This window comes from Prevotella koreensis (genome assembly GCF_003977605.1).
GTDB classification, from domain to species: Bacteria; Bacteroidota; Bacteroidia; order Bacteroidales; family Bacteroidaceae; genus Prevotella; species Prevotella koreensis.
On record NZ_RYYU01000001.1, the window covers coordinates 2,547,336 to 2,562,312 of the forward strand.

At 44.1% G+C, this 14,977-nt stretch carries 12 protein-coding genes, 2 tRNA genes and 1 pseudogene; 9 read left to right on the top strand and 6 right to left on the bottom strand.

Annotated features, from left to right (window positions below; translation table 11 throughout):
* Positions 1-7 precede the first annotated feature (7 nt).
* From EHV08_RS10750 to EHV08_RS10760, 3 genes are all read left to right on the top strand, one after another.
* Complete coding sequence (locus EHV08_RS10750; RefSeq protein WP_126679264.1) at positions 8-1,072, top strand: DUF1573 domain-containing protein; 1,065 nt, start codon at positions 8-10, stop codon at positions 1,070-1,072.
* Positions 1,073-1,186: 114 nt separating this feature from the next.
* Positions 1,187-2,293 (top strand): methylmalonyl Co-A mutase-associated GTPase MeaB, encoded by a 1,107-nt coding sequence (gene meaB / locus EHV08_RS10755; RefSeq protein ID WP_126679265.1) that lies wholly within the window; start codon positions 1,187-1,189, stop codon positions 2,291-2,293.
* A 75-nt stretch (positions 2,294-2,368) separates the two neighbouring features.
* A complete protein-coding gene (locus EHV08_RS10760; RefSeq protein ID WP_126679266.1) occupies positions 2,369-3,229 on the top strand; it encodes a 4-hydroxy-3-methylbut-2-enyl diphosphate reductase in 861 nt (286 codons plus the stop codon).
* Between the two features lie 172 nt (positions 3,230-3,401).
* On the opposite strand, the gene EHV08_RS10765 is transcribed toward EHV08_RS10760, so the two are convergent.
* From EHV08_RS10765 to porQ, 6 genes and pseudogenes are all read right to left on the bottom strand, one after another.
* A tRNA-Leu gene (locus tag EHV08_RS10765) sits at positions 3,402-3,483 on the bottom strand.
* A gap of 82 nt (positions 3,484-3,565) precedes the next feature.
* Positions 3,566-4,387 (bottom strand): annotated as a pseudogene (locus EHV08_RS10770) (ABC transporter ATP-binding protein); the annotation flags it as partial.
* A 45-nt stretch (positions 4,388-4,432) separates the two neighbouring features.
* Positions 4,433-5,437 carry a S41 family peptidase gene (locus EHV08_RS10775; RefSeq protein WP_126679268.1) on the bottom strand — a complete coding sequence of 335 codons (1,005 nt, stop codon included), beginning with the start codon at positions 5,435-5,437 and terminating at the stop codon, positions 4,433-4,435.
* Between the two features lie 4 nt (positions 5,438-5,441).
* The gene (locus EHV08_RS10780) at positions 5,442-6,302 is read right to left on the bottom strand and encodes a DUF3316 domain-containing protein (RefSeq protein ID WP_126679269.1); all 861 of its coding nucleotides are present in this window, start codon (positions 6,300-6,302) and stop codon (positions 5,442-5,444) included.
* Positions 6,292-8,973 carry a DNA gyrase/topoisomerase IV subunit A gene (locus tag EHV08_RS10785; RefSeq protein WP_126679270.1) on the bottom strand — a complete coding sequence of 894 codons (2,682 nt, stop codon included), beginning with the start codon at positions 8,971-8,973 and terminating at the stop codon, positions 6,292-6,294. Before EHV08_RS10785 ends, EHV08_RS10780 begins: the two co-directional genes overlap by 11 nt.
* Before the next feature lie 260 nt (positions 8,974-9,233).
* Entirely contained in the window at positions 9,234-10,184 is a 951-nt protein-coding gene (gene porQ / locus EHV08_RS10790) for a type IX secretion system protein PorQ (RefSeq protein WP_126679271.1), read from the bottom strand.
* Between the two features lie 269 nt (positions 10,185-10,453).
* On the opposite strand from porQ, the gene EHV08_RS10795 reads away from it, so the two are divergent.
* From EHV08_RS10795 to EHV08_RS10820, 6 genes are all read left to right on the top strand, one after another.
* A complete protein-coding gene (locus tag EHV08_RS10795; protein ID WP_126679272.1) occupies positions 10,454-11,173 on the top strand; it encodes an energy transducer TonB in 720 nt (239 codons plus the stop codon).
* A gap of 59 nt (positions 11,174-11,232) precedes the next feature.
* A complete protein-coding gene (locus tag EHV08_RS10800) occupies positions 11,233-12,207 on the top strand; it encodes a polyprenyl synthetase family protein (RefSeq protein WP_126679273.1) in 975 nt (324 codons plus the stop codon).
* A 144-nt stretch (positions 12,208-12,351) separates the two neighbouring features.
* Positions 12,352-13,050 (top strand): hypothetical protein, encoded by a 699-nt coding sequence (locus tag EHV08_RS10805; RefSeq protein ID WP_126679274.1) that lies wholly within the window; start codon positions 12,352-12,354, stop codon positions 13,048-13,050.
* A gap of 33 nt (positions 13,051-13,083) precedes the next feature.
* On the top strand, positions 13,084-13,986 hold the full coding sequence (locus tag EHV08_RS10810) for a TatD family hydrolase (RefSeq protein WP_126679275.1): 903 nt from the start codon (positions 13,084-13,086) through the stop codon (positions 13,984-13,986).
* Between the two features lie 83 nt (positions 13,987-14,069).
* A tRNA-Ser gene (locus EHV08_RS10815) sits at positions 14,070-14,157 on the top strand.
* A gap of 293 nt (positions 14,158-14,450) precedes the next feature.
* On the top strand, positions 14,451-14,891 hold the full coding sequence (locus tag EHV08_RS10820; RefSeq protein ID WP_148108153.1) for a hypothetical protein: 441 nt from the start codon (positions 14,451-14,453) through the stop codon (positions 14,889-14,891).
* Positions 14,892-14,977: the final 86 nt, after the last annotated feature.

Sequence of the window (14,977 nt, forward strand, 5' to 3'; positions counted from 1 at the left end):
AAAGATTATGAACAATAGATTAATTATGGCAACTGTGCTGGCGATTGCCGCAACAGGAGTATCGGCACAGGAAATTTCGGCGCGGCATAAGATAGTTGACTGCGGTGGTGTTAAGTTCGAACAACCGGTTACGGTGAACTTTGAAATGAAAAATAAAGGACAGCAACTGCGCATCAGTGAGGTGCGTCCGGACTGTGGTTGCACAACGGTGAGTTTCCCGCGACAGCCGATAGCCGACGGTGAGAGTTTCGTTATTTCGGCCACATACGATGCTCGTCAACTCGGACATTTCAGCAAGCAGTTGGCTGTTTATAGCAATGCCTCGCAGAAACCATACTATCTGACAATTAAGGGCGTGGTGGCAGAAGGAGACATTTCATTTTCCGGTGATTTCGCAGAGAAACTTGGCTCTATTCAGGCTGACGTGAATAACGTGGAGTTTGATAATGTGAACCGTGGAGAAATGCCCATGAAGCGCATACACCTGAAGAATACCAGTCGCGAGCCGGTAACTCCTGTAGTGATGCATCTGCCCGATTATCTCATCGCAAATGTTTCTCCAACTACCATTCCTCCAGGCCGGCAGGGTATTGTTGAACTTACGCTTAATTCAAATAATGTGCGTGATTTCGGACTTACACAGACCTCGGTATTTCTCGGAATGAAACCGGGTGACAAGGTTAGTCGGGATAAGGCGATAGACGTGTCGGTGGTGTTGCTGCCGGCATTCAACGAACTCACTGAAGAACAAATGCGCAATGCTCCGAAACTTCGCATGGAGAATACTACGCTTGACCTTGGTAAGTTTGGCGGAAAGAAGAAAAAAAGTGGCACGATAACACTTGAGAACATAGGCAAGAGCGAACTTGACATTTCGTCGCTACAGATGTTCACGGCAGGTTTGAGCGTGCAACTCAGCAAGACAAGGTTGAAACCGGGAGATAAGGCCACATTGAAAGTCACGGCCGAAGCAAAGGCTATGAAGAACTTGCGTGCAATGCCTCGCGTGTTGATGATAACTAACGACCCGACGAATGCCAAGATTGTGGTTGATGTCAAGGTAGAGAAATGATTGGCAGGGAGTGAGATGAGACAAATGCAAGATAAGGTAATGGGCGGTTGCTTTTGAGAATCTGCTTACCTTATATAATTATGAATAGAATTCAATGTTTTAACTTAAGTATTAATGGAGCATCCTGAAAATAACGAAGAATATAAAGGTTTAACGGTAAATTCCGGCGTTAAGCAACCTTCGATAGTAAATCCATATCTGAAACGCGGACACTTCCGCCGCCGTGAGATTTCTGTCGGAGATATGGTGGACGGTATCATAAAGGGAGATGTGACGATACTGAGTCAGGCCGTAACACTTGTTGAGAGCGTCAATCCGGCTCATCAGCAGAAGGCTCAGGAGGTGATAGAGAAGTGCTTGCCATATAGCGGTAGTTCTATAAGAATAGGTATCAGCGGTGTACCGGGAGCAGGAAAGAGTACAAGTATCGACCAGTTCGGAATTCATGTTCTTGAGCGTACAGGCGGAAAATTGGCTGTGCTTGCCATTGATCCAAGTTCGGAGCGAAGTAAAGGTAGTATTCTCGGGGACAAGACACGTATGGAGAAACTTGCACTTCACCCCGATGCATTCATTCGTCCTTCGCCAACAGCAGGGTCGTTGGGCGGTGTGGCGCGTAAGACACGTGAGTCTATTATACTCTGCGAGGCTGCCGGATTCGATAAGATTTTTGTTGAGACGGTCGGAGTGGGGCAGAGCGAAACCGCTTGTCACTCAATGGTAGATTTCTTCTTGCTTATACAACTTGCCGGAACAGGTGACGAATTGCAAGGCATAAAGCGTGGTATCATGGAGATTTCCGATGGTATTGTGATAAACAAATGTGATGGTAACAATGTTGATAAATGTCAGATGGCGGCAACGAATTTCCGCAATGCGCTGCATTTCTTCCCTATGCCTGACAGCGGTTGGTTGCCGAAAGTGCTTTGTTACAGCGGTTTCTACGGAACAGGAATAAAGGAAATATGGGACATGGTCTATGAATACATAGATTTTGTTAAGCATAACGGTTATTTCAATTACAGACGTAACGAACAGGCAAAATACTGGATGTATGAAAGTATAAATGAGAACCTGCGCAATTCGTTCTACAACAATGTGCAGGTGCAGGAGAGCATTCTTCGCTCTGAGCAGTCTGTGCTGAATGGAGAGAAAACAAGTTTCGCCGCAGCCGCTGACTTGCTTAGCATGTATTTCGACCTGTTGCGCAAAGAGAAATAGAGTGTTATCATCTTGAAGTCATAGGATATCATTGAAAGGAATCTCATTTAGTTATCTCGTCAAACTACCTTAAAAATGTTACAAATAGAAATTGACAGTGGCAGCGGATTCTGCTTTGGAGTGACAACGGCAATATGTAAGGCAGAGGAAGAACTTGCGAAAGGAACGATACTTTATTGCCTTGGCGACATCGTGCACAATGGTATGGAGTGTGACAGGTTGCGCAATATGGGTCTTGTTACTATCAACCATGATGAATTGAAGCAGTTACATGATGCCAAAGTGTTGTTGCGTGCTCACGGTGAACCGCCGGAAACATACGAATTGGCCAAGCGTAACAACATTGAGATAATAGATGCCACTTGTCCGGTGGTGTTACAGTTGCAGCGAAGAATTAATCGACAATATAGCGCAAATACCGATGCGCAGATAGTTATTTTTGGTAAACCTGGGCATGCCGAGGTGCTCGGACTTGTGGGACAGACACGTAATCATGCCATAGTGATTGCCAATTTCGATGATGTTAAGAAACTTGATATGCACCGAGATATTTATTTGTACTCGCAGACAACAAAGTCGCTCGATGAGTTTCAGCGCATCATAGAGTATATTAAGGAGAATATTTCACCGGAAGCCGATTTCAAAAGTTTCGATACTATATGCCGCCAAGTGGCCAATCGCATGCCCAATGTCAGTGCTTTTGCCAAACGTCACGACCTTGTGCTCTTTGTGTGTGGAAGAAAAAGCAGTAATGGTAAGGTACTTTTCAATGAGTGTAGGCGCGTCAATCCCAATAGTCATCTGATAGAAAGTGCCGAGGAGATAGAGCATTCGTGGCTTAAAGGAATTAATTCTGTTGGTATCTGTGGAGCAACAAGCACTCCGAAATGGCTTATGGAGAAATGTCGTGATGCAATCCTCTTGGCAAATCAATGAGACAATCTTTGGCTTACATTATCCTACATTGTAATAAGAAGAATAGTTTAATAACGTATTAAAGTATCCAAAGTGATTGATATGTGGGCTGAAATAGAAGCGGAATAAAATAAGAAATGCGTTAAAAGGCTTATTGTTAGCCTAATAACGCATTTCTTTTGTTTGTTATTTGTGCGCCTGATAGGACTCGAACCTACACAACGGAAGTTACCAGATCCTAAGTCTGGCGCGTATACCAATTTCGCCACAGGCGCGCGGACGTTCTTTTTTAGAAACGTGGTGCAAAGGTAGTGTGTTTTTTATGAAAATCCAAATTATACGCGGATTATTTTATTTATCCACGCTGATTGTGAGTGTATCGGGGTGGAAGTGTATGCCGGGACGTTCTATGAAAGAGGCGAGCGCACCTGTTTTTGACAATTCTTCCGGCGTTCCGATTTGCAATATCGTTTTTTCTTCATTTCTTTCCATTTGCTCATCCTTTTTCGACTTGCACTCGGTTGTTGCAGGGTGTAGCAACCAAAGTCGGTCTGCGAGTTGAAGTGCGAGTTCGAGGTCGTGTGTAGAAAGAAATATTGTTTTGCCTGTTTCGTGCGCTAAGTTACGCAACAGTATCAACATATCCACTTTTGAGGGGTAATCAAGGAATGCCGTTGGTTCGTCGAGATAGATTACCGGAGTTTGCTGTGCCAATGCTTTTGCAATCATCACTTTCTGTCGTTCGCCATCACTCAAAGTTTGAATCATGCGTTCGGCAAGATGCGTTATGCCGGTTTTACTGATGCTATCTTCCACTATATCACGATCTTTGCTGTTCAGTGTTCCCCAAAATCCTGTGTATGGTGAGCGACCGAGACCTACAAGTTCTGTCACCGTGATGTTTTGCACCCTTGGTTTTGAGGTCAGCACAACTCCTATTTGCCGTGACACCTCTTTGTCTGTAAGCATATCAAGACGTTTCCCGTCTATTGCTATGCTGCCTTTTATTGCCGGTTGGAAAGCACTAAGTGTTCTCAGCAGAGTACTCTTTCCAATGCCGTTAGGACCTATCAGGCATGTTAGTTCGCCTTCCAGCAGGTTGGCATTAATATCTTCCACGACAATTTTTCTGTTGTTTTTTGCAACATATCCTATGGAAAGATTTTCTAAGACAATCATTTAATTTGAAAGTTAAGTATTAAATATTGGATGCAGAGTCTCGCTCTATTCGTTAAGTAATCGGCGGGCAAATTCAATAATAGTGTCTTTCCCTTTCTTGAAATCAGCATCTGTCAGGGAAACGTTGTAGTCAGGTTCAATTCCAAACTCGGTGCTTTGTCGGTCACGGTCATACATAGGGCATGCAGAGAATCTCACCGACCAGCCGCATGGAAGTTCCGACGAGAACGGCATCCCTGCACCTCCGCCAGTCTTATCGCCCACGATTTTCACCTGCGGACAACATTTCATATACTTTACGAACTCGTTAGCAGCACTATACACGTGCCTGTTTGTCAGTACTACCACCGGCTTTTGCCACCTTATCCCGGCCGAAGGCTTCAGTCTTTGTTCCTTCATTTCCGAGAAATCATCATGTCCGCGTCCCGTCTTATGTTGCATGTAGCCAACAAGAATTTCCTTGTTTGTGAAACGTGCAGCAAATTTCTCTGTCGTAGAAAGATTACCGCCACTGTTGTCACGGATGTCAATTATCAGTCCGTTGCATGTGGCGAGATGTGAAAAAACGGCATCCATATTACCATCGCTGATACTTCGCGAGAACGAACCATAGCGCATATATCCTATATTATCGTCAAGTGTGCGATATTCTATGCCCGATGCAATCATATAATCTGTCCCCATATATGCCCGCAGAAGCGAGTCGCTGAAATTACGCGGATGGTTCTCGTGCCACGACCAATTGCGTGCCATGTCAAAATTACTATATATGTTAACGTGACCATCGCGCAGTTCAGACAGCATATTTGCCATTACCTCAAACATCTGTCCTTCCGACATGTCATCGGTAAATTGCGGTGAATATTTCTCATAAACTTTATTCCAGTCCAATCCATACTGCTTGTTCTTATATGAGAAGAAACAGTAGTGCTCATCGAATATGCGCCATAGTGCCTCAAAGTTGCCGCGTGGCGTGTCGGAATATTGTTCTTCATCTATGCATGAGCACAACATTCCGAGTATTGTGAGATATATAACGATGTGTTTCATTGCGTTAATGGTTTACGATGTGGAACCGTCTGGTGAAACCGACTACCACGAGATGTGAGTAACTGTGATTTTTCAGATTGTTAACGTCGGACTGTTTGAAGTCGCCGAGATAGCCCACATTGAGGGATATTTTCTTCAAATGCAGTTGCAATGTCAGTGCATACCTTAGCGAAGGAGCGTTGAATGGAGTAGTCACTACTATGTTATGATCGTAATTGCCACGTGTAAAAATCTCATAGTACGACTGTCCGTAATGTGGCGTAAACATCAGTCCGAGCAAAGGCACTTGCACTTCATACCCCAATGTCATCCGTTTACCGAAAGCCTTGAAGTCATATTCTGCGGTTGCTGTCGGCGCGATATTCATTCCGAGTCTTATCTGTCCGGGATTATTTCCGTTCCGAGTGTTGTATAAGAATCCTATTCCCACCTCTCCCATTCCACCTGCTCTGACGTGCAGCCTGTTGGCAAGCATATCCCAATGACGTAGTCTGCCTATGGATATAGTGTATAGTCCGGTAATATCGTTACTGTTATCACTCCTCGTAGATGTAGAGGCAAGGTAGGCCTGATGAGTTATTGTAGTACTCCATTTGCGGTATGTCGGTAACATTTCAGTCGGTTCGAGCAATTCAAGACCTGCTGTTTTACGTCTCACAGTATTGTCGATGAAGCGTAATTCCATGCCGTTGTAATGCTCCGGTGATATGTATGTGTCGAGAATTTGTGATGCACCGATACCTACGAGTTTGGTGTTTATGATGTCTGTTCTTTGTTTTGTCCCCTCGTTTTGGGCAGAAACATGTAATGCCGACATCAACAATACCGACATCATAATTAATGATATGACGTATCTATTCTTCATCTGTGAAAAGTCTTAGTTGCCCCGTTATGTCCTCGTTATGTTTCGACTCTTTTGTCTCAGTGGGTTTCGGTGTTTCTACAGCAGCGTTCTCGCTATTGTCACTCTCCTCTTCGTCGGGCATTTCTTCGCTCTCTTTTTCCGAAAGGCGCAGCGGTTCAAGTTCCTCCACTCCTTCGATGTCCCATGTACTTACGCGTTTTCCGTGAGCCTTGAATCCTTTTACGCCCACAAACTCCTCGGCTTCTATCTCCATCGGTTCGCGGAACGCATCGTTTCCTCCGAATGTCACTCTCACTCGCGGATAGGTTTGGTCTGTCAGCAGAACCTCTCTTGACCCTTCTTCGGTTCCAAGATAGTTCTGTTTGTTCTTTTTCGCCTCCATTGTGAAGCGTTTCAGATATAGGTAACCGTTGTTCTCTGCGTCAAAGAGCAGGGCTGTCCATACCTTGTCGGGGTCGAATTTCTCGATTACCTTTATGTTAGTCTCGTAGTGATTGTTCACATCGAAATTGGTGGAATAGAAGTCACCATTGTCAAGAACCACCAAGATACGGTCGTCATCATCAAACTCTCCAAGATAGCGTCCGTGCTCATCATAGTTCAGTCGTTGTACGTCTTCGTCAAACCACACCTTACGTCCGCCGAGAGTAGAATGCCCGTGACTTTTCAGTGTGATACGAGTTACCGGCACTTTTGTCAATAGTCGTCCTGCCGCGCCGCGTCCTTTGATACTTATCTCGCTGAAATCTTTCTCCATGAACAGTTTCTTGCGGAATGCCGATGGTTGCAAAGCCACTTTTATAATCTCTGCCTCGCCGTTAGGATTTGCAGTGAAATACACTATTCTACTGCCCTCCGTACCTTTTGTGAGGTCATATTCGCGCTCGCGTGTCACTGCCGGAACCGAGAATCTTTTCATATAATAAGCCCCCGCTTTTCCGTCTCTATACACCATGTTATATATGGTCCGGTTGTCGCCACGCTTGAATATGTCAACGTGTATGATGTTCTTGCCCACGAAAATCTTGTCGGCCACGCGAACCACCTTAAACAAACCGTCACGATAGAACAGTATTACGTCGTCTATGTCGGAACAGTTGCAGACGAACTCGTCTTTTTTCAGCCCCGTACCTATGAATCCTTCTGCTCGGTTTATGTATAGTTTTTCGTTCGCCTCGGCAACCTTTGCCGCTTCTATTGTGTCGAAGTTGCGTATCTCGGTGCGCCTTGGATGGTCTTTTCCGTATTTCTCTTTTATGAATTTGAACCAGTTTATTGTAACTTCGGTCATGTGGGCAAGGTCATGTGCAATCTCTTTCAGTTCGGCATTTATGCGTGCCATGAGTTCGTCAGCCTTGTCCTTGCTGAACTTGAGAATGCGTTGCATCTTTATTTCCATGAGCCTCATTATATCATCGCGTGTCACCTCGCGAATCAATTTTGGTTTGAAAGGCTCTAATCGCTTGTCGATATGCGCCACAACCTTATCCATGTTTTCTGCCGTTTCAAATCCTTTGTCCTTATAGATGCGTTCCTCTATGAAAATCTTCTCAAGCGATGCGAAGAACAGTTGTTCCTCCAATTCGTTACGACGTATCTCTAATTCGGTGCGGAGTAGTCCCATTGTGCGGTCGGCAGAGTTGCGCAACACATCACTGACGGTGAGAAAACATGGTTTGTTGTTCTCTATTACGCAGCAGTTCGGCGACAGACTGACTTCGCAATCTGTGAAAGCATATAACGCATCTATTGTTTTGTCACTTGACACTCCGGGAGCCAAATGAACCTGTATTTCCACCTCTGCAGCCGTTAGGTCTTCAACCTTGCGTGCCTTTATCTTTCCTCGTTCTATGGCTTTAACAATCGAGTCCTGAAGAGTTTCCGACGTTTTTGAAAATGGTATCTCACGTATAACGAGTGTCTTTTGGTCAAGTTTCTCTATCTTGGCCCTCACTTTGACCGAGCCACCACGTTGTCCGTCGTTATATTTCGTGACATCAATGCTTCCGCTTGTGGGGAAGTCGGGGTATAGTTCGAAATCTTCTCCGCTCAAGTGACTTATCGCTGCGTCACAGAGTTCGTTGAAGTTGTGCGGCAGAATTTTGGATGACAGACCCACGGCGATTCCCTCGGCACCTTGCGCCAACAACATAGGGAATTTTACCGGCAGTGTAACCGGTTCTCTGTTGCGACCGTCATAACTCATCTTCCATTGTGTGGTCTTGGGATTGAATACCACATCGAGAGCGAATTTGGATAGCCGCGCCTCGATATATCGCGGTGCTGCAGCCGACGAACCGGTGAGGATATTTCCCCAGTTTCCTTGAGTGTCAACGAGAAGTTCTTTCTGTCCAAGTTGCACAAGTGCATCGCCAATAGAGGCATCGCCATGCGGGTGGAACTGCATGGTGTGGCCTACGATGTTCGCAACTTTGTTGTATCGCCCATCATCCATGCGTTTCATCGAGTGCAGAATGCGTCGTTGCACTGGTTTCAAGCCGTCTTCGATGTGCGGGACTGCACGTTCGAGTATTACGTATGAGGCGTAATCGAGAAACCAATTTTTGTACATTCCGCTGAGGTGATGCACTGCGGTGGCATCGAAGCGGTTTACCGGTTGATAGTCTGTGTGTACTTCCTTTTGCTCAATATCCTTTATGTCGTCATCCATGATAGGTTACATTTCTGTCGTTTTGCCTGCAAATTTACTAAATATCCTTGTAATAAACGACATAAAGACATAAATATTTTTGGACATAAAGACATAAAGGATTTGTACATAAAGACATAAAGGATTTTAGACATAAAGAATTTGGACATAAAGACATAAAAGAATATTTATAATTCGTTCTTTTTGTCTTTTTGTCTTCAAATATGTCTTTCTGTCAAAGAGATTATGTCTTTATGTCTAAATTCTTTATGTCTTCCTGTCTATATACAGAATGCGACATTGACCATCAATGAATTTGACGATACATGATATTTGGCATAAGAGAGATTCAGTTTGAAGCGCTCGAGCATAATTCCTGCTCCCAATGACAAACCTGCTCCATGACTGCTTCCATTATCCTCTCCTGAAGGTATTATAGACATCTCTTCAGCACGTCGGAAATTATATCCGGCAGCAACATAAAATTGTGGAGAGAAGATGATATCTATGCCGGCCACGAGGTGATTGGTAAATTTTTTGTTCCAATGGTTAAGGTCAACCAATGTCGCAGACAAACGGAAAGGTGAGCCAACAAGACGTTTTGACATACCAATCTGTATGTCTATCGGCATTTTCTCATAATTATCATCGTATGCTTTCAGTTGTCCACCAAGATTTTTCACCGTTGCCGAAAGCGACCATTCGCGCACAGGGTCGTAATAGTTCACTCCTAAATCGACTCCCATGGCGATAGAGTTGTAGCCTGCGATGTGAGATGTTATGAACTTTGCCGTGATACCTCCCACAATCCTTTCGGTAAGTTCATAACTTAAAGCACCACTTACGGCAATGTCCTTTGCTGAGAACTCGCCGGTCTGCACATTGTTTTCATCAACCTCTTTCATCGAACCATAGTTGACGAATTGCCCCATTACCCCCACCGTGGCACGTTCGCCGATAGTCTTATTGTATGATGCGCTTGCCGTGAATGCCCCTTTCATGTATGTCATAAAGTTGAGCCCTACACTCTTGTCGCTTACCGAGCCAAGCAATGCCGGATTATTGAAAATCAGCGAAGGGTCGTCCTCAATCAATGTTATGTTATCGCCTCCGAGTGCACCGGCATGCGCACTTACCGGAAGTCTTAGGAAATTATATCCCGTTTGACTCTCCTGTGCAACGGCAAAGAGAGATATCAGGGTTGTCAGAAGGGAAAAAACTACTTTTTTCATCTGCTTTCTATATTTTTAATACAAAGTTATATCTTTTCTCAGATAAGAGTGTTATTTTTGCAGAAAAATTATGCGAATAGGCGTTCTGGACGTTCGCTACGGTCTTATTCTTAACTTTCTGCGGTTGTCATAATGCAGTTTCCTGCATCAACAGACTATATAATAACGCAGAAAAACAGACTTTAGTGTTTTGGAAAGGATAATTAGAAAATGACGATTGGTTGTAGATAACTGTAAGTTGTTCTGATAATAATAATTCGGATAGATAAATGGAAGTGAAGAAATCGGCCGGAGCCGACCTTGAACGCCACCGACCTACGGCATTCATTCTCGGTTTGATAGTTGCGCTGTCGCTGCTTTTGGTGGCGTTGGAGTATTCTTCCAATCCTATTGGCGATGAGGCCGGCGATACCGAATTTGATGAAATGGCACAAGACTATGAGATGATGCCGCCCGAAGAACAACAGGATTATAACGTCCCAGCACCGGCAACACCAACACCGGCATTGACAGAGATGCTGAACGTTGTTGATGAAGAAGTGGCTACTGACCTCCCGGAGGAGAAAGATAAAGTTCAGAACGACATCACAAACTCGGATGTGGAGGATGCCAAAAACGAAATGGCACCACCCGACGACCCTACCGCTCCCACGCTCGATGGCAACAATGACAACCCACTGAACTTTCAGGTGGTGGAGCGTTTGCCGGAGTTTCCGGGCGGCCCTATGGAACTGATGAAATGGCTTACGAAGAATCTTCGCTATCCGTCGCAGGCCTTAAGTCAGAAACAACAAGGAGAGGTAATGGTGCAGTTCATAATAAACCGTGACGGTACGCTAAGCGATTTCAAGGTCACGAAGTCGGCCGGCACGGCACTCGATAGCGAGGCTCTGCGTGTTATGCGCATGATGCCGAAGTGGACTCCGGGCGAAGATCATGGCAGAAAGTGTCGTACATTGTTCATCATACCGGTGGTATTCAAGATTTGATGTTGAAATATCGACCTCTGTTAATTTAACTTTAAACTTTTAACCTTTAAATAAATAATATGTATTCATCTGCGGAAATTCTTAAATCGGTAAATGCCTATCTGGCTAATTTGAAATACGAACGCAAACCGAAAGGACTCTATGAACCAATAGAATACGTGCTCTCGATGGGAGGAAAGAGAGTGCGTCCGGTGTTAATGCTGTTGTCATATAATATGTATAAAGACAATCCGGAAACCATACTGTCATCGGCATGCGCTTTGGAGACATATCATAACTATACGCTTCTGCACGACGACCTCATGGATAATGCCGAAATTAGACGCGGACACGAAACCGTGCATAAGAAATGGGATGCCAATACGGCAATCCTGTCGGGCGACTCGATGCTGGTGTTGGCATACGAGCGCATGGCACAGTGCCCTAAAGAGAAACTTCCGGAAGTGCTCTCGTTGTTCACGGAAACGGCACTTGAGATTGGCGAAGGACAACAGTATGACATGGAATTCGAGAATCGCACCGATGTTAAGGAGGCAGAGTATATCGAGATGATACGACTGAAAACCAGTGTGTTGCTTGCTTGCGCGGTGAAGATGGGAGCCATTCTTGCCGACGCTTCTGCCGAAGATGCGGAAAACCTGTATAAGTTCGGCGAGCAGATAGGACTTGCATTTCAGTTGCAAGACGATTTCCTTGACGTGTATGGCGACCCTGCCGTGTTCGGAAAGGCTATCGGAGGCGACATCACGAGCAATAAGAAGACATTCATGCTGATAAATGCTTTCAACCATGCCACGGCAGAACAGAAGGCCGAACTCTCGAAATGGATTGCTGCAACGGACTTTGATGCAAATGAAAAGATTGCTGCCGTTACACGGATATACAATGAGATAGGCATCGACCGAATGGCAAAGGAAAAGATCGAGTTTTATTTTAAGGAGAGCAAACGCTATCTGGAGCGTGTCAATCTGCCCGAAGAGCGAAAGCGCGAACTTGTGTCCTACACCAATGATATGATGAAAAGGGAAAAATGATATTCTGTTTTTGTCCACCGTTCTTCGCTTTGTTCCGAAAGTATATTCTCTCGTGGCAGAGCAGAACGTCGAGTGAAAACGAATGTCAGAGATTTCCTGTGAATGAAAACTTTCAATTCTAAATAATTAATATCCCATTAAGAAATGCCTTATCGCCGTCTTCCCAAAACAGACACTGCACGACTTAAAGCACTGAAAACAGTGCTTGAGAATAATAACGTATATACCGTGCAGAACCGTTTCATCGACTGGAAAACGTTGAATCGCGCACAACCGGCATACGACAGACTGCTCACGGCATGCCAGCAATATAAGGTGAGAATGGCGGCACAGACAAGACATTCGCCGAAAATGGATAACCTGATGCGTAATGCCACAATGTATGTCAGTCATTTCATTCAAGTGTTGCTGATGAGTATTGAGCGTGGAGAGATGAAGCGTTCGACACTTCCACTCTATGGCATGAGCGAGACACAGACTGCTGTGCCGTCACTGAAGGCTGCCGAGAGTGTTATCACGTGGGGAGAGAAAATCGTTGAGGGAGAGAAAAAACGTGTAAAAATGGGTGGTCGTCCAATCTACAACCCCACGATAGGCATGGTTTCCACTCATCTCGATATTTTCCGCGAGCGTTATGGCTCACAGAAGATATTGCAAGAACAGTCGGCAAAGGCTCTTGAGAATATTCAAAAACTACGTCCCGAAGTAGATGAGATATTGCTCGAATTATGGAATCAGATAGAGAAACATTTCGAGAACGAACCTCCGGAAATTCGCTTTGCCGAGTGTAGGAAATACGGTGTGGTGTATTATTACCGCCGTCACGAGGAACATCTTTATTAAGTGGAATATTAAAAGTGAAATATTGAAATTGAAATGTCAAATATTGCTTTGGTCGGTTGCATAGATACCCATGCCCATCTTGATGGCGAAGAGTACGCGGAAGACCGCCGAGAAATGATTGAAAGGGCGCGTGCGGCCGGTGTATCTAAGGTTTTCTTGCCCGCCATTGACCTGCCATCCGTTGATAGGGTGGTGGCAATGAGCCGTGAATTTCCTAATTATTGTTATCCGATGATTGGGCTTCACCCGGAGGAAGTGCGTTCAGACTATAAGGAAGTACTTGCCCAAATCTACGAAAAACTATCCTCATCCTTCTCGCTCAACTCTCAACCCTCATCGCTCAACCCTCAACCCTCCGCTCGGCTCCGACAGGAGACGCTTTCGAAGCAAAGCGAAGAAAGAACGCTCATCGCTCCCTGCTCCCCATTCATCGCAATCGGAGAGGTAGGATTGGATTTCTATTGGAGTCGTGAGTTTGCCGAAGAGCAACTTGAAGCATTTGAGGAGCAGGTGAGATGGTCTGTTGAAACTCGTCTGCCATTGATGATACATTGCCGAAAAGCGCAGAATGAAATGGTGAGTATATTAAAAAAGTATGCGAAAGAACTCCCCGGAGGTGTGTTCCATTGCTTCACCGGAAACAATTATGAGGCCGAGGAGTTATTACGTTTTGACGGCTTTGTTCTTGGCATTGGTGGCGTACTGACATTCAAGAAAAGTCATTTGCCGGAAGTGTTGCATGAAGTCCCGTTGTCTCGAATAGTACTTGAAACAGACAGTCCTTATATGGCACCTGTGCCGATGCGTGGTAAGCGCAACGAAAGTGCGTATGTTGTTCATGTGCTGAAGAAACTGGCAGAGAGTCTCGGAGTTAGTGAGGAAGAAGTGGCTCGGCAGACCAATGAAAATGTGCATCGTGTCTTCGGAATATCCTAAAAAAACGATTATGGCATAAAAAAATATCCGTAAACGTTCTGATTTCTGAAAGATAAACCGTAATTTTGCACCCCGAAACATAAGGAGAGATGCTCGAGTGGCTGAAGAGGCACGCCTGGAAAGCGTGTAAACGTCAAAAGCGTTTCCCGGGTTCGAATCCCGGTCTCTCCGCAATAAAAAGCAAACATAACAGAAATTATCTACTGATTACAAGTAGGTAATTTTTGTTTTTATATCACGATGACTAAATGGTATGGCGCGTTAGCAGCATAAAATATTTTTATCCGAATACTTGTTCATTTCATTTAAAAATGCTATTTTTGCACAAATAACTGCGGAAAAATGTAATTTTGATACACTTTTCTGCGCTTAAAAGTGTATATATAGAAATATGTATGATTTTTATTTGAGCGGTTTTGGGAATTATTATAATAAATCTTCTGTTCGTATACTTATCAATAAATATGAAAAGGATTATTTTTTTGTCAACAATATTATTAGTATTAAATTTATATTTCATACAATGTAGTAATGGTAATAGTAACAAATCATTATTATCACAGAATGATAAGTATATGACAGATGAAAATTTGGAGGCTAATGAGTATGAACAAATATGGAAAGAAGATAGTTGCGGATGCCTTAAAAAAAGGACACCAGAAATCGCGGAAAGGATTATTTTAGATTTTGATTTGTTGGGAAAGGATACTACAACATTTCTAAATCATTTTGGTCCTTACAATGAGAAATATGTTGGAGAAAAAAACATAGTTTTTATTTATTACCTAACTGCAGGATGTTTGAATGGCAAAGTTAATGAACAGGCAGACAAATCATGGATAAGATTTGTTTTTAATGAAGATGGTGTTTTGGAAGAAATCCCAAACGTGATAGGTGTGGAATGAAAGTTTTTTTATCTCATCATGCGTAGATAAGGAGAATTTATTAAACATATAAAGTTATCCGACAACAACAATTTAAAGGTGTTGTT

What these genes read in the sequence shown, in the direction of transcription:
- EHV08_RS10750 (WP_126679264.1), top strand. Translation starts at nt 8, where the DNA reads ATGAACAATAGATTAATTATGGCAACTGTGCTGGCGATTGCCGCAACA.
- meaB (WP_126679265.1), top strand. Translation starts at nt 1,187, where the DNA reads ATGGAGCATCCTGAAAATAACGAAGAATATAAAGGTTTAACGGTAAAT.
- EHV08_RS10760 (WP_126679266.1), top strand. Translation starts at nt 2,369, where the DNA reads ATGTTACAAATAGAAATTGACAGTGGCAGCGGATTCTGCTTTGGAGTG.
- EHV08_RS10775 (WP_126679268.1), bottom strand. Translation starts at nt 5,437, where the DNA reads ATGAAACACATCGTTATATATCTCACAATACTCGGAATGTTGTGCTCA.
- EHV08_RS10780 (WP_126679269.1), bottom strand. Translation starts at nt 6,302, where the DNA reads ATGAAGAATAGATACGTCATATCATTAATTATGATGTCGGTATTGTTG.
- EHV08_RS10785 (WP_126679270.1), bottom strand. Translation starts at nt 8,973, where the DNA reads ATGGATGACGACATAAAGGATATTGAGCAAAAGGAAGTACACACAGAC.
- porQ (WP_126679271.1), bottom strand. Translation starts at nt 10,184, where the DNA reads ATGAAAAAAGTAGTTTTTTCCCTTCTGACAACCCTGATATCTCTCTTT.
- EHV08_RS10795 (WP_126679272.1), top strand. Translation starts at nt 10,454, where the DNA reads ATGGAAGTGAAGAAATCGGCCGGAGCCGACCTTGAACGCCACCGACCT.
- EHV08_RS10800 (WP_126679273.1), top strand. Translation starts at nt 11,233, where the DNA reads ATGTATTCATCTGCGGAAATTCTTAAATCGGTAAATGCCTATCTGGCT.
- EHV08_RS10805 (WP_126679274.1), top strand. Translation starts at nt 12,352, where the DNA reads ATGCCTTATCGCCGTCTTCCCAAAACAGACACTGCACGACTTAAAGCA.
- EHV08_RS10810 (WP_126679275.1), top strand. Translation starts at nt 13,084, where the DNA reads ATGTCAAATATTGCTTTGGTCGGTTGCATAGATACCCATGCCCATCTT.
- EHV08_RS10820 (WP_148108153.1), top strand. Translation starts at nt 14,451, where the DNA reads ATGAAAAGGATTATTTTTTTGTCAACAATATTATTAGTATTAAATTTA.